Annotated in this window: 16 protein-coding genes; 8 read left to right on the forward strand and 8 right to left on the reverse strand. The window is 61.1% G+C overall.

All coding sequences use genetic code 11. The features are described from left to right. Positions 1–48: 48 nt before the first annotated feature. Positions 49–1,557 (forward strand): putative bifunctional diguanylate cyclase/phosphodiesterase, encoded by a 1,509-nt coding sequence (locus AMC99_RS10105; RefSeq protein WP_232301377.1) that lies wholly within the window; start codon positions 49–51, stop codon positions 1,555–1,557. Further along, entirely contained in the window at positions 1,554–3,434 is a 1,881-nt protein-coding gene (locus tag AMC99_RS10110) for a methyl-accepting chemotaxis protein (protein ID WP_061926212.1), read from the forward strand. The genes AMC99_RS10105 and AMC99_RS10110 overlap by 4 nt, the downstream gene beginning before the upstream one ends. Positions 3,435–3,581: 147 nt before the next feature. Here AMC99_RS10110 and AMC99_RS10115 read toward each other — a convergent pair whose 3' ends face one another. Continuing rightward, positions 3,582–4,472, reverse strand: coding sequence for a LysR family transcriptional regulator (locus AMC99_RS10115; RefSeq protein WP_061926214.1), 891 nt, complete (start codon positions 4,470–4,472; stop codon positions 3,582–3,584). A gap of 242 nt (positions 4,473–4,714) precedes the next feature. Between AMC99_RS10115 and AMC99_RS10120 the strand changes: the two genes are divergently transcribed. Continuing rightward, positions 4,715–5,035, forward strand: a complete 321-nt coding sequence (locus AMC99_RS10120; RefSeq protein ID WP_061926216.1) for a UrcA family protein — start codon at positions 4,715–4,717, stop codon at positions 5,033–5,035. Between the two features lie 111 nt (positions 5,036–5,146). On the opposite strand, the gene AMC99_RS10125 is transcribed toward AMC99_RS10120, so the two are convergent. Beyond that, positions 5,147–6,283 (reverse strand): CaiB/BaiF CoA transferase family protein, encoded by a 1,137-nt coding sequence (locus AMC99_RS10125; protein ID WP_061926218.1) that lies wholly within the window; start codon positions 6,281–6,283, stop codon positions 5,147–5,149. Between the two features lie 121 nt (positions 6,284–6,404). Between AMC99_RS10125 and AMC99_RS10130 the strand changes: the two genes are divergently transcribed. The 4 genes from AMC99_RS10130 to AMC99_RS10145 are packed head-to-tail and all read left to right on the forward strand — an operon-like array spanning position 6,405 to position 12,218. Continuing rightward, complete coding sequence (locus tag AMC99_RS10130; RefSeq protein WP_061926220.1) at positions 6,405–7,583, forward strand: iron-containing alcohol dehydrogenase; 1,179 nt, start codon at positions 6,405–6,407, stop codon at positions 7,581–7,583. Between the two features lie 8 nt (positions 7,584–7,591). Next, on the forward strand, positions 7,592–9,217 hold the full coding sequence (locus tag AMC99_RS10135; RefSeq protein WP_061926222.1) for an AMP-binding protein: 1,626 nt from the start codon (positions 7,592–7,594) through the stop codon (positions 9,215–9,217). Between the two features lie 58 nt (positions 9,218–9,275). Next, a complete protein-coding gene (locus AMC99_RS10140) occupies positions 9,276–11,234 on the forward strand; it encodes a flavin-containing monooxygenase (protein WP_061927922.1) in 1,959 nt (652 codons plus the stop codon). 9 nt (positions 11,235–11,243) lie between these two features. Then, positions 11,244–12,218, forward strand: a complete 975-nt coding sequence (locus AMC99_RS10145; RefSeq protein WP_061926224.1) for an NADPH:quinone oxidoreductase family protein — start codon at positions 11,244–11,246, stop codon at positions 12,216–12,218. A gap of 7 nt (positions 12,219–12,225) precedes the next feature. Here AMC99_RS10145 and AMC99_RS10150 read toward each other — a convergent pair whose 3' ends face one another. The 4 genes from AMC99_RS10150 to AMC99_RS10165 all read right to left on the reverse strand — a co-directional run bounded on the left by AMC99_RS10150 (position 12,226) and on the right by AMC99_RS10165 (position 17,404). Beyond that, complete coding sequence (locus tag AMC99_RS10150; RefSeq protein ID WP_061926226.1) at positions 12,226–13,455, reverse strand: cytochrome P450; 1,230 nt, start codon at positions 13,453–13,455, stop codon at positions 12,226–12,228. 4 nt (positions 13,456–13,459) lie between these two features. Further along, positions 13,460–14,359 (reverse strand): MBL fold metallo-hydrolase, encoded by a 900-nt coding sequence (locus tag AMC99_RS10155; RefSeq protein ID WP_061926228.1) that lies wholly within the window; start codon positions 14,357–14,359, stop codon positions 13,460–13,462. A 22-nt stretch (positions 14,360–14,381) separates the two neighbouring features. Continuing rightward, positions 14,382–16,664: a TonB-dependent receptor gene (locus AMC99_RS10160; protein ID WP_061926230.1), complete on the reverse strand. Its 2,283-nt coding sequence runs from the start codon at positions 16,662–16,664 to the stop codon at positions 14,382–14,384. Between the two features lie 98 nt (positions 16,665–16,762). Further along, positions 16,763–17,404: a TetR/AcrR family transcriptional regulator gene (locus tag AMC99_RS10165; RefSeq protein WP_061926232.1), complete on the reverse strand. Its 642-nt coding sequence runs from the start codon at positions 17,402–17,404 to the stop codon at positions 16,763–16,765. Positions 17,405–17,608: 204 nt separating this feature from the next. Here AMC99_RS10165 and AMC99_RS10170 point away from each other — a divergent pair, with 204 nt between their 5' ends. After that, complete coding sequence (locus tag AMC99_RS10170; RefSeq protein WP_232301379.1) at positions 17,609–18,784, forward strand: alpha-hydroxy-acid oxidizing protein; 1,176 nt, start codon at positions 17,609–17,611, stop codon at positions 18,782–18,784. A 41-nt stretch (positions 18,785–18,825) separates the two neighbouring features. Here AMC99_RS10170 and AMC99_RS10175 read toward each other — a convergent pair whose 3' ends face one another. Further along, complete coding sequence (locus tag AMC99_RS10175) at positions 18,826–19,656, reverse strand: 23S rRNA (adenine(2030)-N(6))-methyltransferase RlmJ (RefSeq protein WP_061926236.1); 831 nt, start codon at positions 19,654–19,656, stop codon at positions 18,826–18,828. A 50-nt stretch (positions 19,657–19,706) separates the two neighbouring features. Then, positions 19,707–20,255 (reverse strand): pseudouridine synthase, encoded by a 549-nt coding sequence (locus AMC99_RS10180; RefSeq protein ID WP_061927924.1) that lies wholly within the window; start codon positions 20,253–20,255, stop codon positions 19,707–19,709. Positions 20,256–20,514 lie beyond the last annotated feature (259 nt).

Consider the following 20,514-nt stretch of genomic DNA (forward strand, 5'->3'; position numbering starts at 1 on the left):
GCGCGCATGACAGGGGATATCGTGCAGTCGGCCAACGCACCTTTTAGATTGACCACACCGTTACTGGTACTTGCCCCGCTCGCGGTGCTCAGCATCGTTTTCGGTACAATCGTGCTCGCCGTCTGGTTCAGCGAGGACTATGCCTTCGTCTCCCCCCAATCACTGATCATTTCGGGCGTCCTCCTTTACGCGACGACCATCTTCGCGCTTGGCACTTACACCCGCCGCGACGGCGCTGACGTCGTACCTCCGAGCATCGTCGACATTCTCACCGGCCTCCCGAACCGCCGTGCACTGCACAACGATTTCGCCGGAGAGACGAACCAGGGCGAGGAAGTAGCGCTGGCACTGCTCGATCTCGACGGGTTCAAGCAGGTCAACGACCATTTCGGCCATATCTTTGGCGACCAGCTGATCGCGCGGGCATCCGAGATCCTCACCCGCCTGTGCGGCAACGAAGCGCGTTGCTATCGCCTCGGCGGTGACGAATTCGCCGTCATGAAGCGGGGTCCGGTAGCCGGCACGATCGTCGAAAGCATCTGCCGCAAGATCATCGAGGAACTGGCGAAGCCGATCCAGATGGAAGACCGCGCGATCGCAGTCGGGGTCAGCATCGGAATTTCGCGCAGCACGGGCATGGACGGTCTCACGTCCTCCGAACTGCTGCGCCGCAGCGACGTGGCCATGTATGCCTCGAAACGCGGCGGCAAGATGCGCTGCACCTGGTTCAGCACGGACTTCGATCGCAATCGCGAGGCCGTTCGCGAATTAGACAACGAACTCCGCGAGGCGCTGGCCAACGAAGAATTCCGGCTGTTCTACCAGCCGCTGGTCGACGCGGATTCGCACAAGATCGTGGCGGTGGAATCGCTGCTTCGCTGGGAACGCCCGGACGGACAGCAGATCGGTCCGAACATCTTCATCCCGGTGGCTGAGGAATCGGGCCTGATCAACGCGATCGGGCTGTGGGTCCTGCGCCGTGCCTGCACGGATGCGCTGGCCTTCGGCAACATCACCCTGTCCGTGAATATTTCGGCCGCGCAGCTGCGCAATCCGGAATTCCCGATCCAGCTCGGCTATATTCTCGAAGAAACCGGGTTCCCGGCAGAGCGCCTCGACCTCGAAGTCACGGAAACCTGCCTCGTCCTCGATCCGGTCGTCGCAGAGCGCAGCCTCAACGTAATTCGCGAATTCGGCGTAAACGTCTCGCTCGACGACTTCGGCACCGGTTATGCCTCGATCGGCTTCCTGCGCCAGTTCCGCTTCGAAAAGCTCAAGCTCGACCGTTCGCTAGTCGTGAAAGCAGGCGAAGATGACGGTTCGCGCGCCATGATGCTGTCGAGCATCGCGATGGCACGTGCGCTCAAAATGGGCGTGACCGCAGAAGGCGTCGAAACCGAAGAGCAAGCCACGCTCGTGCGGACGGCGGGCTGCGACCAGATCCAGGGATGGCTCTATTACAAGGCCATGCCCTTCACCGAAGTGCAGGGCCTTATCGATGCCCAGCAGCAAGACAATATCGCCTCCAAGCAGGCGAGCCAGGGGAACGCGGCATGAGTGCCCAGATCGATACCAATGAAATGACCGCAGCCGGCCACGAGGTCGAGGCTGACGTTCGCGAGAAAATCCTCGCCGAAATGCGCGGTGACGGGGACCTCGAACAGATCGAAGTCGCCCCGGCAGCGCCGCGCAAGGGGATGGGCCGCGTCATCGACTGGTTCGACGATCTCCAGCTGGGCCGCAAGATCCGCGTGATCTTCGGCACTTTCCTTGGCGCCATTGCGGCGATCGCGATCGTGCTGGGCTACAGCTTCTCGGAGCTTTACGACCGCTTCCTGGTATCCGACGACATGCGCGATACCGCGCAGCTTTCGGCCAATCTGCACAGCACCACAGGTGACATGCGCTACAACGCGGTGCGCTATATCTTCGGCAACGAAGAAGCGACCGTCGTCCGCATGAACGAGGCGCACCAGCTTGCCGTGACCCAGCTCGACACAATCGAGGCAGCAGTCCGCCAGCATTCGCCGGAGATTACGCCCGAAGTGGTCGAGATGCGCGATCTGCTGGCGCAGTATAACACCAAGTTCGACGAACTCCGTGCGAGCCTCGCCAGAGAAGGCCAGGGCCCTCGCTCGACGGCCCTCGCCTACGAACTTTCCGCACTTGGCGATACGCTCGTCGACCGGACCGCGGCGCTCGAAAAGAGCCTGCTCGGCTGGATCACGCAGTATCGCGTCAACGGCCTCCAGTATTTCTTCAACACGGTCAGCGTGACGATCGTATTCATGCTGTTCGCCGCATTCGTGATCGCCGGTGGCCTGCGCTATCTCACGACGAATTTCTCTTCGAAGATCGTCGAAATTACCGACGGCATGAACCGCCTCGCCAAGGGCGACCGCCACTTCGAGATCGAAGGGCTTGGACGCCGCGACGAAATCGGATCGATGCTGGTCGCGATGGAAACCTTCAAGAAAGCGAACGTCCGTCTGGAAAAATGGGCGAAGGAACGCGCCCTGCGTGCCGACAAGGAAAAGGCGCTACAGGCCGAACGCGAAAAGGAACGCGAGGCAGTAGAAGCCGAACGCGTCCAGATGATGATCGAACTTGCCAATGAATTCGAACGTTCGGTCGGCGATGTCGTCGGCGGCGTGGCAGCGGCTTCGAGCCAGCTCCAGCTCACGGCATCGAGCATGGCTTCCTCTGCCGAGGAATCGACGCGACAGACCAACGAAGTCGTACGTTCGATGGACGAAGCGAATGCCGGCGCAACTGCAGCAGCTGCCGCATCCGACGAATTTGCGATGTCGATCGGCGAAATCAGCCGCCAGGCTGCATCATCGGCAGAACTCGCTCGCACGGCGACCCTGTCTGCCAATGAAGCGGACGAGACCATTTCCGCCCTCTCCGTTTCGGCCGAACAGGTCGGCGAGATCGTGGAACTGATCCAGACTATTGCCCAGCGAACCAACCTTCTCGCCCTCAATGCCTCGATCGAGGCTGCTCGCGGCGGTGAAGCGGGACGCGGGTTCGCCGTGGTCGCAAGCGAGGTCAAGGAACTGGCCATGCAGACCAGCCGCGCGACCGAGCAGGTTGCCGAGCAGATCCGTGCCATGCAGGATTCGACCGGTGCCAGCGTCAGCGCGCTGCGTACGATCGCGGAGCAGGTCCAGCAGCTCGAAACGACAGCCGTTTCCATCGCTTCGGCGGTGGACCAGCAGTCGGTCGCGGGTCAGGATCTTGCCCGCAGCATCGATCTTGCCGCACGCAGCACCGACCGCGTGTCGAGCCATATCGAGGATGTTCGCGAACTTTCGCTGGCAACCGGCGCTGCTGCAGCCCAGGTCCTGTCATCTTCGACGGAGCTGGAAGGTCAGGCATCGACACTTCGCTCTCAGGTCCAGAACTTCCTCAGTTCGATCCGCAAGAGCTGATCCGGCAAGCAACCGGCACCGCGTTGCAAGTTTGGCAACGCACCGTTTCCTGCAAAGCGATGGCGCGGAATCGCAGGCTCTGCAATCTGGATCCGTCCGGGGGGCACCATTCCCTCCGAACCTCTCCCATACTTCAAGCTGGAGGCGTTAAACCGTCTCCAGCTTTTTTCTTGGCACCCGCGATTGCGTTTCGGCATCGGTTGTCTGGATCACCCACTGGCGGAAGCGCTCGATCGCGTGAACGCTGCCCGATGCGGGCTTCGTCGCGATGGCATAGCTGAACGAAGTACGGGCATATTCACCAAAAGGCCGAACAAGGCCCGTCGACGATCCGTAGAAGTTTTCCATGTCTTCCAACACCAGGGCGAGGCCGAGCCCGCTTTGCGCGGCTGCTATCAGGAGCGGCCCGTCGTCATAGGTGTCGACATTAAGGGGGAAATCCGCCGGCAGCCCGACTTCGGCTTTCCAGGTGTCCAGCATCTGCGGCAGGTGGCGGTGCACCAGCAAGGGCGTGCTCCGCAGTGCGGCGCGCAAGCCGTCGAGCGGATCGACCAGCCCTTCGCGGGCAACGACATATGCGCCCTGCGGCCTCAAGGGCTGGAATTCGATCTTCCCCTTACCTTCCTCGGCAAAGAAAATGATCATGTCCAAGGTGCTTCCGAGCTTTTCGATCGGAGAACCCGATGTTTCGATCCGCAGGTCGATATCGGGGTTGCTCTGACGGAACCGGTCGAGCCGCGGGATGAGCCAGGCGGTGGCGAATGACGTCGGCACTCCGACGACCAGCTGCTTCCTGCTGGGCGCTGCGCGCCGTTCGAAAACTGCGGTCAGCTGGTCCATCGGCAGCTTCAGCTCTTCGAAGAGCCGCATCCCGTCTTCGTTCAAGCGGTATTCGTTTGCGCCGCGCGTGAACAGCGGCCGCCCGACGTGCTGCTCCAGCTTGAGCACACGCCGGCTCAAGGCCGAAACGGACAGACTAAGCTCTTCGGAAGCTTTCCGCAGCGAACCGGCACGGGCTGCAGCGACGAACGCTTCCAAAGATCCGGTTGGGGGTAAACGGCGGATCTCGCATTCCTTCGCAAAGGTGAGCGCTATGACGGATTGTGCCGCAATGCACAATGGCCTTGCGACGTACCGATTTGAGCGGTCAAATCCATTATATTCAACTGTTATTACTACGTTTTTCTCGTGTTTCCAATATTGCAACGCGAATTTACCGTCTTTGCGATGGTCCTCGAACCGCTCCTGTTCATACTGCAATGCAGCATAAGGAGTGCATCATGAAAAAGCTTTCTTCCATCCTCGCCCTCGCCGCTGCAGTCGCAGTCGTCCCCTCGGTCAGCCACGCTGCCGAGATTGTCGAGTTCGGCTACAAGGCCAGCGAACTCTCGACCCCGGCTTCGCAGGCTGCCCTGCTCGAGCGGATCGAGCTCTATTCCAAGAAGGCGTGCAAGCGCGGTTCGCCGTTCGCGCCCCTTTCCGCGGTTAAGGATTGCACGTCCGATCTGAAGTCCCAGCTCGTCGACGCGATCGGTGATCCCGAACTGCAAATACTGGCCGAGCAGGAAAGCGAAGTCTTCGTCAGGACCGCTCGCAAGTAAGCCAATCCTGCTTTCCATTCGATCGCCTCGCTCGACCAGCAAGCGCCATTCGTGCCCTTGCTCGTTCGATCGAGGCGATTGACCTATTCGGAACCGGTGTCTCGCTCCGGCTTAATCGATCCATTCCTTCGGGATGCCTGAATGCGCTGTTGGATCGAGAGTTTCGGCAGGCATCCTCACCGCTGATTTGCTGAACCGCGGCGCTGGCCGCGGCTGGAACGAGGTTTCGGTCGCGATGATCGATCCGCGCCCAGTCCCGCCCTCGTCCCGCGCTGCCTCTTCCAGCGACAGCACCGGCGTAACGCAGGCATCCAGAGGAGAGAACAACTCGGTCCATTCCTTCATGGTGCGCCGCCTGACGATCGCAGCTACGCGCTCTGATCGCGCAGCCCAATGGACCGGGTTGAGGTAGTCGGGAAATTCTTCAATTTCGAAACCCAGGCCGGTGACAAAAGCATCGTGGAGGGGCTTTTCGAGCGCCCCGACGGCAATGTGCCGGCCATCCGATGTCTCGTAACACCTGTAGAAATAGGCGCTTCCGTCGAGCAGATTTCCGCCCCGCCCTGCGTTCCACTGGCCCATCTGCATCCAGCCGGCGAGCTGTGTCATCAGCACGCTGATCCCGTCGATCATGGCAACGTCGAGGACCTGCCCTTTCCCGGACCGGTCGCGCTCCCGCAAGGCGGCGAGGACGCCGGTTGCGAGGAACATGCCGCCTCCGCCGAAATTGCCGACGAAGTTGACCGGGGGCGTCGGGGGACCATCGAACGGCCCGATGGGATAAAGCCCGCCGCTCAGCGCAAGGTAATTGATGTCGTGGCCGGCCTTCTGGCTCAGCGGCCCATCCTGGCCCCAGCCGCTCATCCGCGCATAGACCAGTCTGTCATTTAGGGCGCAAAGACGGTCTGGACCAAGCCCCAGGCGTTCCATCGTTCCGGGCCGGTATCCCTCGATCACCACATCTGCCTTTGCCGTGAGGGTGAGCACTTTTTCCAGTCCTTCGGGCGACTTCATGTCGATCGCAATCGACGGTCGCCCGCGAAAGAGAAAATCGAATCGCGGGTCACCGCCGAGCGGGTTGATCGCGCCCTTTCGTTCGATCCGCAGCCCGTCGGCCCCGAGATCGCAAAGCATCATTGCGCCAAACGGCGTGGGGCCGAGTCCCGAAAATTCGAGCACCTTGATACCCGCCAAGGGCATCGTGCCACCTCCGGAATCCTCGTCCGAATTGCCTCGCGTTTCATCCATATCCCTCGCCCCATATTCTGATTGGTTCAAAAATATACTAGCCAGTAGCCGCTTTGCCTGTCACTATCGAATTCACGATCCGCGAAAACGCGGACGATTTGCGATGAGAGAGGTACCGAGAATGGCCAGCGCCCCCGCCAGCGAATTACGTTTTACGCGAACCGAGCGCGTCACGATGGGCATGCCCGCCGCCGACGCCCTGCTGGACCAGGCACAGGCGATGGGCTGCAAGAAGGTGTTCCTGCTCACGTCGACGACGCTTCGCGAGAAGACCGACGAAATCGCCAAGATCGAAAAAGCGCTGGGTTCGCGCCATGCCGGCACCCACAGCGGCATTGCCCCCCATGCACCGCGCGCCGATGTGCTCGAAGCTGCCAATGCTGCCCGCGACGCCGGGGCTGACCTCATTGTCTCGGTCGGCGGTGGCTCGGCCACCGATGCGGCCAAGATCATCAGCCTCCTGATCAAGCACGACGTCCGCACGGTCGAGGATTTCGAGCCGCTGCGGACCTATGTCACCGACGATGGCCAGGTCATAAACCCGATCACGGTCGGACCCGATATCCCGGTGATCTGCGTGCCGACCACACTATCGGGTGGCGAATTCAATGCACTTTCGGGATCGACCGACGAGGTAACCCAGCACAAGCAGGGTTACGAGCATCGCAACATGGCGCCGGTGATGGTTGTGCTCGATCCCGCGATCACGGTGCACACGCCCGAATGGCTCTGGCTTTCGACCGGCGTTCGTTCGGTCGACCACGCGGTCGAAACGCTATCTTCCGACAAATCGAACGATTTCGCTGACGGCCTCGCCGAGAGCGCGCTGAAACTGCTTGTCGAGGGCCTGCCCCGCGTAAAGGCGGATCCCAACGACCTCGAAGGGCGGCTGAAATGCCAGGTCGGAGCATGGCAATCGATGATCAGCATAATCGGGGGCGTCCCCATGGGCGCAAGCCATGCCATCGGCCACATCCTGGGCGGGACATGCGACGTCCCCCACGGCTATTGCTCATGCGTCATGGCCCCATACGTCCTCCAATGGAACGCGGAGTATGACGACAGCCGACAGAAGCGCACGCTGGCCGTTCTGGGCAACACGCATCCTACCGCTGCAGAAGCTCTCGACGCCTTCATCCGCGGCCTTGGAATGCCCCGCACCTTGAGCGAGGTGGGGGTCGACGAATCCCGCTTCCAGCAGGTTTCCGAATACACCCTGCTCGATATCTGGGGCAGGACGAACCCGCGGCCGATCAGCACGGCCGCAGACGTCATGCAGATCCTGCGACTGGCAGCCTGAGACACCGCATGACCAGAGAACGAGATTTCGCCGATCCACGGATCCCCAATCGCGATGAATGCGTCCTTCGCTACCTCCTCGACAGGTGGGCGGACGAACGCACGGACAAGGCCCACATCGTTTTTGCCGATGGCGAGGAATGGACCTTCGGTGAACTGCAGAAGATGGTGCGCGCCAAGGCGGCAGGCCTGCGTGAACTGGGCATCAAACAGGGCGAGCATGTCGCCGTCTGGCTGCCCAACGGGCGCGAGGCGCTGATCGCATTCTACGCAATCAATTACATCGGCGCAGTCTTCGTGCCGTTCAACACAGCTTATCGCGGTAACTTGCTCGAGCATGTCATCGCGAATTCGGGTGCACGTTTCCTCCTCGTGCACCCGGACCTCATTCCTCGGCTTTCGGAAGTCGACCTTGCCGCGCTCGAAAGGCTGGTCGTGACGTCGGGCACCCAGCCCGCATCGGCCCCGCTTCCCATGACGCCGTTCGAAAGCGTTTCGGGCGCTGAAGACGATTACCTGCCGCTCGATCACCCGATCGAACCGTGGGACATCCAGTCGATCATCTATACTTCGGGCACCACCGGCCCTTCAAAGGGCGTGCTGTCCTCCTACCTCCATATGTTCTCGAACGCCGGGCCGGAATCCTGGCCCATGGTGGGAGAGGATGATCGCTACATGTGCGTGGCACCGATCTTCCATATCGGCGGCATGGGACCGCCTTTCGTGATGCTGGCGCGCGGCGCCTCTGTCGCGATGATCGACAATTTCTCGACTGACGAGTTCTGGTCCGTGGCCAAGGCGACGAAGTCGACGATGGTCTTCCTGCTCGGTGTCATGGCGACCTTCCTGCTGAAGGCAGAGCCCGGCCCGGGGGATCGCGACCACACCGTGAAGAAAGCCTTCATGGTGCCCTTGACGGGCGATGCGCCGGCTTTCACCGAACGCTTCGGCGTCGATATCTATACGATCTTCAACATGACCGAGATCTCGTCCCCGGTCGTTTCGGAGGCCAACCCGACCAAGATCGGCACCTGCGGCAAGGTTCGCGACGGGGTCGAAGTGCGGCTGGTCGACAGGAACGATTGCGAAGTCGCGATCGGCGAAATCGGGGAAATGCTCGTCCGGACCGATCGCCCCTGGGCGATGAACAGCGGCTACAACGCCAATCCCGAAGCGACGGCCGAGGCATGGCGCAACGGCTGGTTCCATACCGGCGATGCGTTCCGCCGGGACGAGGACGGTTATTTCTATTTCGTCGACCGCGTGAAGGACGCGATCAGGCGGCGCGGCGAAAACATCTCGTCGTTCGAGGTCGAGGCAGACGTGTGCAGCCATCCGACAGTGCGCGAGGCCGCGGCGATCGCGGTCCCCAGCGAATATTCGGAAGACGAGGTGATGGTGGTCGTGGCGCCTGTGCCGGGTCAGACAATCGATCCGCGCGCGCTGGCCGAATTCCTGATCGATACCATGCCCTATTTCATGGTGCCGAGGTACATCCGCGTGCTCGACGAGCTTCCCAAGACTCCTTCGGCGAAGGTCATGAAGGCCGAGCTCAGGACCGAGGGTATCACCGCAGACACCTGGGACCGCGAGGCAGCAGGCCTGCGCGTGCGCAGGGAAAGCTTCAGCGCGTGATTGCAACCGTCTCCCATAATTCCGACCGATGCGCCAAGACCGCAGGACCATTCATTCGATGACAAATCCGTTCAAGCAACGCCCGGTGGCAGCAAGCGACGTAGATCGCGAACTGCTCGAGCAAGGTATATCCAGGGCGAACATTCCTGCCCTGCTGATGGTCCTCTACCAGATGACCGGCGAGGAAAAATGGCTCAACGAGCCCTACGCGCCCAAGCGTTCGCCGGGCCTCGACGACAATGACAGCGGGCAGTTGCCCGATGCGATCCAGAACGAAATCCGCCTCGCCGTGCACAATGCGATCGACGCATGGCTGGACGGCAAGGAGCTGGCCATCCCGCGGCCCAGCAATGCGCGCCTCGCCGAAATGCTGACCGTGGCCATGACCGAACACGTGCCCGAAGAGTATGGCGACATCATCGCTGCCGGCATGGAGTACGATGCCGAAGCGCATGCGGACACAGCCGTTGCCAGCGACAAGACTGCCATCGTCATCGGTGGCGGGGTGTCCGGCATCTGCGCCGGTATCGAGCTCCAGAAACTCGGCATCCCCTACACCCTGTTCGAGAAGAACGAGGATTTCGGCGGCACCTGGTTCGAAAACAAATACCCTGGCTGCGGCGTCGACACGCCTTCGCTGACCTACACGTTTTCGTGTCGCCCGAACGACTGGTCGATGTATTTCCCCTTGCGCGACGAGATCGAGAGCTACCTCCTCGACACTGCCAAACAGTTCGAACTCTACGAGAATGCGCAATTCGGCACTCATGTGGATGAAGCGCGCTGGAACGACGCGACCGGAAAGTGGGATGTGTCCATTACCACGCCCGAGGGCCAGAGCGAGGTCCACAGCGCAGACTATCTGTTCAGCGCCGTCGGCATTCTCAACATCCCGAAATATCCGAGGATCGAAGGGCTCGCCGAATTTGCAGGGGACGTCTATCACACCAGCCGCTGGCCCGATGGCGCGGACCTGGCAGGCAAACGCGTTGCCGTGATCGGAAATGGCGCATCGGGCATGCAGGTCGCGCCGGCGATTGCGGACGAGGTTGAAAGCCTCACGCTGTTCGCAAGGTCGAAACAGTGGGCCGCACCCTTCCCGCAGTTCCGCAAGAAGATCCCCGAGGGCGTCCGCTATCTCATGCAGGTCGTCCCGCTGTATCGGGCCTGGCTCGAACAACGCCTTTCGTGGACCTTCAACGACCGCGTCCACGGTACGCTCTTCCGCGATCCTGAGTGGGCCTATCCGGAACGTGCGGTCAACGAGATCAACGACGGCCACCGCCGCGCCTTCACGCGGTATGTGGAAGAGCAGCTCCAGGACCGGCCCGAACTGATCGAGCACGTGCTGCCCGACTATCCGCCCTTCGCGAAACGCATGCTTCTCGACAACGGCTGGTTCAGGACAATCAAGAAAGAGAACGTCACGCTGATCCCCGAGCACCTTGCCAAGGTCGACGGGAACACGCTCTATTCCTCTTCCGGCCGCACGGTCGAAGCTGATGTGATCATTCTCGCCACCGGGTTCCAGACGACCAACGTGCTCGGCTCCTACGACATCATCGGGCGCGAAGGGCAGGTCCTGCGCGAGAAGTGGGGAGAGGATGACGCAGCCGCCTATCTCGGCACGCTGGTCCCCGGCTTCCCGAACTTCTTCATCCTGCTCGGGCCCAATGTCGGCGCAGGGCATGGCGGCAGCATGATCCGCAATATCGAGAACCAGATGCATTTCGCAGGCGAGGTCGTCCTGTCGGCCAGCGGCCGCGGCGCCCAGACGGTTGAGGTTCGGGACGATGTCTATGAAAACTATCTCCGCCGCATAGACGAAGCGCACGAAAAGCTGGTCTGGACCCATCCGGGAACCGAGAACTGGTATCGCAATTCCAAGGGGCGCGTGGTCGCGATCACCCCGTGGCGCAACGACGCCTTCTGGCGAATGACGCGCAAGCCCGACGAAAGCGACCTCGAGTTCGGCGAGCAGGGTGCTTCGTCGAGAGCCACGGCCAAAGCCGGCTGACAACGGCAGATGCGCGCCTTCCAAGCGAGTGAACTCGGCAGCCTTGCCAAATTCAGGATCGAGGATGCCGGCGCGCCAAATCCCGGCCAGGGGCAGATCCTCGTATCGGTCGAAGCGACAGCCCTCGGCTTCGTCGACCAATTGGTTATGCGCGGCCTCTATCAGGTCAAACCGCCGGTCCCGTTCGTGCCGGGCGGCGAGATTGTCGGCACAATCATTGCGCTCGGCGAAGGCGTGACCGGCTTCGAAGCTGGGCAACGCATCGCGTGCTGGCAGTTTGGTGGCGGGCTTGCCGAACAGGCGGTCGCCGCTGCCGAACACGCAGTCGCCGTCCCCGATGGACTGGAGCCGCAAATAGCCGCTGCCGCCCTGCTGGACTACCTGACTGCCTATTACGGCCTCTATGATCGCGGAGGTCTGAAGCCCGGCCAGTCACTGCTCGTGACCGGCGCATCGGGCGGCGTAGGCTCGGCTGCGGTCCAGCTGGCGAGCGCCTCGGCTGCGACGGTGATCGGCCTTGCCTCTACCGACGAGAAGCGCGAATTCGTGTCCGCACTCGGCGCATCGCGCGTGATCGATTACAGGGACGCGAATTGGCGCGATCTTCTCAAGCGCGAATTTCCAAGCGGGGTCGACATGGTCTTCGATCCTGTCGGGGGATCGCTGTTCCAGCTATGCTTCCGCTCCCTCGCAAAACACGGTCGCCACCTGGTCGTAGGCTTCGCATCGGGTGACGGAATCCCGAGCCTTCCGGCGAACCTGCCGTTGCTCAAATCAGGCGAACTCGTGGGCGTCGATGCGCGTTATCTATGGGAAAGCGACCCCGCGCGGGTCAGGCAAATCCTCACGATTGTCCTCGAGCTTGCGAGGTCTGGTCAGATCCGTCCGAGGATCGCGCGGACCTTCGACCTGGCCGACGCTGCAGAAGCGGTAGAATTCGTCACCGTTAGCAATCGCCTCGGCAAGGTTGTCGTGACGCCTTAGGGCGCGGCTACCAGCTAACCGGCAGGCTGCTCAGTCCCCTGAAAAGAAAGCCGTCGCGCCACTGCGGATTGCTGGCGTCCGCCTTCAGCGTCGGGATTCGGCGCGCCAGCTGTTCGAACGCCACGCGCCCCTCCAGCCGCGCAAGCTCGGCGCCAGCGCAAAAATGGATTCCGCCCCCGAAGCTGAGATGGCCGCGCGCATCCCGCGCGATATCGAACCGGTCGGGGTCATCGAAAACGCGCGGGTCGCGGTTCCCTGCCCCGATCAGCGTAAGCACCTTTTCGCCCGGCAGGATCGTCTCGCCCCGCAGCTGGGTCTCTGCCAGGGCGGTCCTGTAGGTCGCGATCAGCGAACTTTCGAACCGAAGGGTTTCATCGACCGCGCCTGCCGCCATGCCAGAGGGGTCGGCCACGAGTTTTGCCCACTCGTCCGGAAACCTTGCGAATGAAAGAACGGCATTGCCGATCATGTGGGCAGTGGTTTCGAAACCAGCCCCGAACAGCCCGATGGCGACCGTGACAAGCTCGTCGTGCGACAGCGAGTCTTCATTCCCGCCCGATTGCACCAGCGCCGTTGCGAGATCATCCCGCGGTTCGGCCATGCGCTGCTCGAACAGGTCTTCGAAGAATGCCTGAAGGATCGAGATCTGCTCGTTCGCCGTCGCCAGTTCGGTGTCGGTCAGCGCCCGCGCCTCGAACACGATGAAGCTTTGCGCGATCGCCCCGATGACCGCGGGCAGGCGCGGGTCCTCCGGATCGATGCCGAGCATGTCGCACATCACCCGCACCGGCAACTGGTAGGCGAAATCCGTGATGAGGTCTGCCGAACCTGCTGCCAGCATGGCGTCGATCAGTTCGTCGGCAATCTCGCATATCCGGCCTTCCATCGCCCTCACGCGCTTTGCCGTAAGCGCGCCGGTCACCATTCCGCGAACCCGAGTGTGGTGCGGAGGATCCTGCATCAGGAATACTTCCGACAGCCATTTGTAGGATCGCTGCCCGAGGACGTCGAAATCCGGGCCATAGAACAGGCGGATATTCTCGACGAAATCCCCCTGTCCAAATGAATCGCGGCCCATCAGGACCCCGCGCACGTCTTCGTGGCGGCTCACCACCCAATAACCGAGGTCGGAACGGTGAAGCGGATCCTTTTCCCTGAGTTCGGCAAAGGCGGGATAGGGATCGAGGCTCATCCCCGGCGCATCGGGGGCAAAGGAAGTCACATCTTCTCGCGCCATGATGTCAGCCTCCCCTGCGTTCGTCGAAGACAGGCCGGAATCCGTCCTGCGCGCGTTCGACGAAGACTGAATGCGGCGCGCCGAAATGCGCCGGAACGATGCGAGCGTTCCGGTCGGCAGCCCGGTCGAGAATGGCCCGCCGCGTGCTCGCAGCCTGATCGCGATCTTCACAATAGACGCTGTTCCAGCCGGGTTGGCTGATCTGCATGGGGTGATGAAGGATGTCGCCGGTGAAGAAGGCAATTTCGCCCTCGCTCTCGACCTCCAGCACCATGTGACCCGGCGTGTGGCCGGGCGAGTCGATCGCCGTCATCCCGTCGGCGATCGAAGCGCCGTGTTCGATCAGTTCGGCACGGCCCGCCTTGATGATAGGGGCAACGCTGTCTTCAAAGACGTTGGCATTCACTTCCGCCCCGCCCAGCGACCCGTAGGTTTCCTTGGCCGGGTTCCAGGCCGCTTCGTCTAGCGTCGGGAAATAGTAGGTCGCGTTGGCGAAGGTCGGTTCCCACTCTCCTTCCACCAGCCGGGTGTTCCAGCCGACATGATCGATATGGAGATGGGTGCAGAAGACCTTGTCGATGTCTTCGGGTGCGAAACCCGCCTCTTCGAGCTTTGCCAGAAAATCGGTCTGCAAATTGCCGAAGATCGGAATGCCAGGCCGGTCCTTCTCGTTGCCCGCGCCTGTATCGACCAGAACCAGCTCGTCACCTGTGTCGATGAGCCAGCTCTGCAGATAACCGTAGATCAGGCCATCGCGCATGAAGTCCGGCTCGAATCCCGGGGCATGCTCTGCAAACACCCGGGATTCGAATTCGGCGAAGAGGGCTTCGGGCGGGCTGAACCCGCCCTGCCATTCTTCGATGCGGTAGACTTTGTGGCTGCCGATGCGAAATGCCTCTTCCATTGCAGCGTCTCCCGCAGGTTTCTTAGAAATCGATCCCCAGGGTTACGCCGTAGGTGCGCGGCGGCCTGAGCGAACCGACCGAGACGAAGCCATAAAGCGGCGCGGTGATGATCGTGTTCGCCAGAGCGTATTTGTCGAACAGGTTCTTGCCCCACAGCGAGACCGAGAACTTTTCGTCCGGAGAGCGATAGGTAATGCTCGCATTGGCCATGGCGAAGGCTTCCTGCCGCGCGTCCTTGTTGTTGAATTCGGTGAAAAACACCTCGTCCTGGAAATTCAGGTCGGCCGACAGGTCGAGCGTGCCGGAATTCCCGAGCTCGACAGTGTGGTCGGCGAATACGGCTACCGTGAATTCGGGCGCATTGGCGAGCCGGTTGCCCGACAGATCCGAAAGAGCCGGTTCATCCGCACAGGCAGGGAACTGACGGCGCGAAGTATCGCCGACAGCGTAATAGCCGTTGCAGAAGTCCTTGTATTTCGCATTGAGATAGGTCCCGAAGATGCGAATGCTGGTATTGCGTGCCGGCCTGATCGTGCCTTCGATTTCGACGCCGTAGTTGCGTGCAGAAGCCGCGTTGATCGTTTCGACGATGCTGTTTTCATTGACGAAACCGACCTGGAGGTTGGTGTAATCATAGTAGAACGCAGCTGCGCTGTAACCGAACGTGCCATCGTCGGTCTCGCCGCGCAGGCCTAGCTCGTAGCTCCACACGAATTCCGGATCGATGATGTCGTTGATGCTGCCGATATTCACCACGCCGGATTTGAAGCCCTTCGTGACCTTACCATAGAGCAGCGTTCCGCCCGGCGTCTTGTATTCGAGCACGAACTTTGGCGTGATGGAATCCCAGTCACCGGTCTTGTCGGTCGGAATGTCGAGGCCCTGCGCGTCGAAAGTAAACCGTCCGGAGCCGGCGCGTTCTTCCCAGTTATAGCGCGCGCCAGCCGTGAAGGTCAGGTCAGGCGCGATTTCGAGCGCACCTTCGAGATAGGCACCTGCAGCCTTCGTCTTCACCGTGCCGCGCTGGAGATAGAACCCGTCGTCGAACAGGTCTGGCGCAAGATCGGTCCCGAGGACGATATTGAAGTATTGCGCCAAGTTCACTGTCGGCACGCGGACTTCACCGATCAGTTCCTCTTCGAAATACATGGCACCGCCGAGCAGCGACAGTTTTCCGAGATCGGCCGTGAAGCTGAATTCCTGGCTGAAGGATTCGCTGTCTTCGATGTAGTTGTTCTGACCGAACGCGTTGATATCGCTGACATCGAGGTCATCCCGGTTGAAGCGCTCGAACTTGCGATAGGCGGTCGTCGACGTCAGCGTGAAGTCGCCCTTGTCCAGGGTGGCGATGCCAGTGACGCTCGTACCCTTACGTTCGTTGATCGCATCTTCATCGGAGTAGATGTTGCGCGTATCGACCGGCTTGCCGAGCGCCGCGTAATAGTCGTTGATCGTGTCGCCGCCCATAAGCGGGCCGGGCAGGAAACCTTCCGGAAAGACCGTCGGCCCGAAATAGTGGAAGGCGTAGTTGTAGTCGTCTTCCTTGAAGTGATCGGCGACCACGAGCAGTTCGAGGTCAGGCGTCACGTCGAACTGCAGTGAACCGCGGAAGGCGTAGGCATCGCGGTCGTCGACAGGATTGCCGGTGAACAGGTTCTTGCCGTAACCATCGCGCTTTTCGTACTTGCCAGCGATGCGGAACGCCACGGTGTCACCCGCAATCGGGCCGCCCACAGCGCCTTCAAGGGTGAGCGCGTCGTAATTCCCGTAGGTCGCGCGCGCATAGCCTTCGAAATAGGATGTGGGCCGCGCCGTGACGATGTTGATCACACCGCCGGTTGCGCCGCGACCATAGGTCGTGCCCTGCGGACCGCGCAGGACTTCGATCTGCTCGATATCGTAGAAGCCGCTGAGCTGTGCAGCAGGGCGGCTGTTGATCGCTCCGTTCTGGAGGAAGGCAACAGCACCGTCAGCGCCGAGGTCGATACTGGTCAGGCCGATGCCGCGAATGAAGGTACGGTTGACGCCGAACTGGTCACCGACCGAAACGTTGGGAACTGCGGCGGCAAGATCGCCGGCATCCTCGATGCCGCCTGCGCCGATCGCTTCTGCGCCGAGCACAGAGATAGCGGCCGCCGTATCTTCGAGCGATTGGCCTGACTTGGTCGCGGTCACGATGATGACCGAACCTTCCTCTTCGGGCGCGGGATCGGGCGCCGTCTGTGCAGCAGCCTGCGTTGCGTATTGCGCGAGTGCGATGGCGGTGGCCGAGACGAGGGCGCGCCTGACGATGGTAACCTTCATTTTCTCTCCCTTCATACCGAGCCTCTGATTTTCTACTGGCTGGTATCTCTAGTTAAAAAGCAGCTTCGATTATCTTCCCGTTTGAAAATTCCATTGAGTTATTCTGCGCCGGCGAGGCGCAGGGCCGCAGCCACGAGCTGGTCGACAACGTCTTCGGCTGACCGCTGTCCGCCCGGCGAATACCAGGTCGGGATCCAGCTGATCAGGCCGCCGATCCAGACAGCCACGAACGAATCGGTGTCTTCCCGGAATTCGCCCGCTTCCACGCCTTCGCGGATCAGCTCTGCGATCTGATGATCGAACGAATGCCTAAGACGAAGGATACGTTCGTGATCCGCCGCGCTGAGGTGTTTCATCTCGCGCTGGTACACCACGACATATTCCTGCCGATCGATCACGATCTTGCCGACCTGGCGGACGACCTCGCTCAACAGGGCACGATGATCCTTGTGTTCCCCGGCAAGGGTAGTCTCAAGCACCGCGAGAGCCTCGCTGATGCCCACCTCGCAGATAGCCGCGAGGATGGCTTCCTTGTTCTTGAAATAGGAATAGAGGAACGGCTTGGTAACGCCGAGATTGTCGGCGACATTGTCGAGAGTGCAACTGCTGTAGCCGCGCTGGTAGAACAGATGGCTCGCCACCTCGACAATGCGATTGGTCTTGAACGCGACGAATTCGTTCTTGAGCGACGCGCCGCTAGCTTCCGCAGCCGCGCGGGCGCGCTTGGCTACCGCTGGCATCGGGAATCCACCGCTGAAAGTGAGCGCTTACGCAAATCCATCTCCGTTCGGCGGACGTGTCCTCCACCTTTAAATGCGATGATGCCAAAAAATCAATCTACTGACCAGTAGTTTTTTTCGGCTCTTGGTACCGGGCGATTTCGGACTAGAGTGCCTGGTCGGTTTCTGTCGCCCCAGCGATAGGGCCCTAAAACGAAAAAGCGAATGGGAGATACGCCAATGGCGCACTTCGGCGATATGCAGAATGCGATCTACAATGCAGGCCTGTCAGGTATCCTGCCGGAATATCCGGTCGATTTCCGGACACTCGAACAACGGGCCGAACGGGCGCTCTCCCCTTCCCTGCTCAATTATATCCAGGGGGGATGCGGTGACGAACACACCCAGCAAAGCAATGCAGGTGCATTCCACCACTGGGGCATGGTGCCGCGCATGATGGTCAACAGCAAGAGCCGCGATCTTTCTGTCGAGCTGTTCGGGATAACGTTCAATTCACCCATCTTCATGGCCCCCATAGGCACCAATGGCGAAACCTCGCAGGACAAGCTCGGCGACATCGCGGCCGCCAAGGCATCCGCACTCACCGGCGTTCCGTTCTGTGCATCGACGCTGTCGAACAGTCCGATGGAAGAGGTCGCGGAAGCTGCCGGCGATTGCCCGGGGTTCTTCCAGCTTTACACCCCCAAGCACGATGGCCTGGCCGAAAGCCTGATCAGCCGAGCCGAAAATGTCGGTTACAAGGCGCTCGTCATCACCCTCGATACATGGGTCACCGGCTGGCGCCCCCGCGACCTCAACACGTCCAATTTCCCGCAGCTGCGCGGCAAGGTCCTGCAGAATTACTTCTCCGATCCCGTTTTCCGCAGCCTGCTCGACCGGCCGCCGGAAGAGGACCCGGCCGCCGCGATCGGCATGTGGGCGGCAACTTTCGGCAAAGTGCTGACCTGGGATGACATCCGCTGGTTCCGGGAACGGACCAAGCTGCCGCTGGTCCTCAAGGGCATTTGCCATCATGACGATGCGCGCAAGGCCGCGGACCTTGGCGTCGATGCAATCTATTGCTCGAACCACGGGGGCCGTCAGGCGAACGGCGGTATAGCCGCGATCGACATGCTGCCCGATGTGGTGAAGGGCGCAGGATCCACGCCCGTGCTGTTCGACAGCGGAGTCCGGTCAGGTTCGGATGTGGTAAAGGCGCTCGCGCTCGGTGCGACAGCCGTGGGGATAGGAAGGCCCTATACTTATGGCCTCGCGATCGGCGGCGCGGCCGGCGCGGCTCATGTCCTCAATTCGATCCTCGCCGAAGCGGACCTGCTGATGGCTGTGAACGGCTATCCGACGATTGAAGCTGTCAAAGCTGCAGGCGCTCAACGGATCTAACCCTGAGCGAGGGAGTGGGGGTTCGACCGCGCTCGTCCGGCCTATCGACCCAGCCATTCCTCGGTAATGTCACCCCGATGTCCTTCCGGCGCAATTGCGGCGCGAAGGGCTTCGAGGAGAGGAGGTAGCGCCTGCGTGAACGCATAGGGCGGATTGACGATGAAGAGGCCCGAACCGTTGAAGATGCCCGGCTGATCGGTGTCGTAAAGCCAGTGCTCGACGTTCAGGAGTTTCGGAATGCCCAGCCTGCGCAATTGCTGTTTCCAGCGAACATGCGTTGGACGGTCCTTCAACGGATACCAGATTACCGTCACGCCATGTGCCCACTTGCGCATGGCTGAGCCGAGAGTGGCTGTGATGCGGGCACGTTCGTCGGTCTGCTCATACGGCGGATCGACCACCACCACACCACGCGATGTGCGCGTCGGCAGCAAGGCCAGCCACAGCTCGTAGGCATCGCGCTCGTGCACGGCAGCAGGTGTACCGCGCATCACGGCGCGCAAGGTCTTGGCATCCTCGGGATGCTTTTCATTGAGGATCAGGGAATCCTGCGGCCGCAATAGCTGGGACAGTATCCGCGGCGAGCCTGGAGAGAGATGCGACTCGCCATCGCCATTCACCGCCCGGACAAGGCGGCGGTATTCGTCGAGCAGGGGGTTGTTGTCGGCAAGGACACGCACGACGCCCCCTTCTGCTTCGCCGGTGCGTTGGGCGTCATCGCCACGGAGGTCATAAAGGCCGCAGCCGGCGTGGGTGTCGATCAATGTCAGCGCACCCGGCTTTTGCTGCAATGCGCTGACGAGCGCGATCAGCAAGCTATGCTTCACGACATCGGCGCTGTTTCCAGCATGGAAGGAATGGCGGTAATTCATCGGGAATCGAGGTCCTGTCGATCAGCCTTTATACGAACTTCAGGGCGCGACTAGACAGAGATCTCCTTGAACTCGCCGGGGGCGATCCCCGCAACGGTCCAGTCTCCGATCGACCAACGTACCAGCCTGAGTGTCGGAAAGCCGATCGCCGCCGTCATGCGGCGAACCTGGCGATTGCGACCCTCACGGATCGTGATCTTCAACCAATTGTCAGGGATCGACTTGCGTTCGCGTATCGGCGGATCGCGCAGCCAAAGCCCTGGGTCTTCAATGCGAGTGGCCTCGGCCGGCAGGGTCATGCCATCCTTGAGCCGAACCCCTTTACGCAAGGGCTCCAGATTTTCTTCCCCCGGATCGCCTTCGACCTGCACGAGGTAGGTCTTGGGCATCTTGAAACGCGGATCGGAAATCCGGGCCTGCAAGCGCCCGTCGTCGCACAGCAGCAGCAGGCCCTCGCTATCCCGGTCGAGCCTCCCTGCAGGATAGACACCTTTGACAGGCACGAAGTCCGAAAGTGTCGGGCGAGCCGTCGGCGATCCACGGTCGGTGAACTGCGACAGCACACCGTAAGGTTTATTGAACAGGAGCAGGCGGGCCATCCATTGCTCATATCGCTCGATGGCCGCCATGTCTCCATGGCTATGCCTGCGCCGTTGCAAGCAATCGTGCTCCAGTCAATTTGTCGAAATTCGCCCTCGCCCCGGCCAGGCCGGCACCGCTGATGGGTGAGCATTCCAGGGAAATTGCACATGATATCCTTGGGCTCGAAGAAGACGTCGTCGATCGCCTTTTCTCGGATTCGATCTTGTTCGAACCGTCCGGCGATGCATGAATGCCGCCAAACAAGAATTTTGGGAG

Origin of the sequence: Altererythrobacter epoxidivorans (genome assembly GCF_001281485.1) — a bacterium.
Classification (GTDB): domain Bacteria; phylum Pseudomonadota; class Alphaproteobacteria; order Sphingomonadales; family Sphingomonadaceae; genus Erythrobacter; species Erythrobacter epoxidivorans.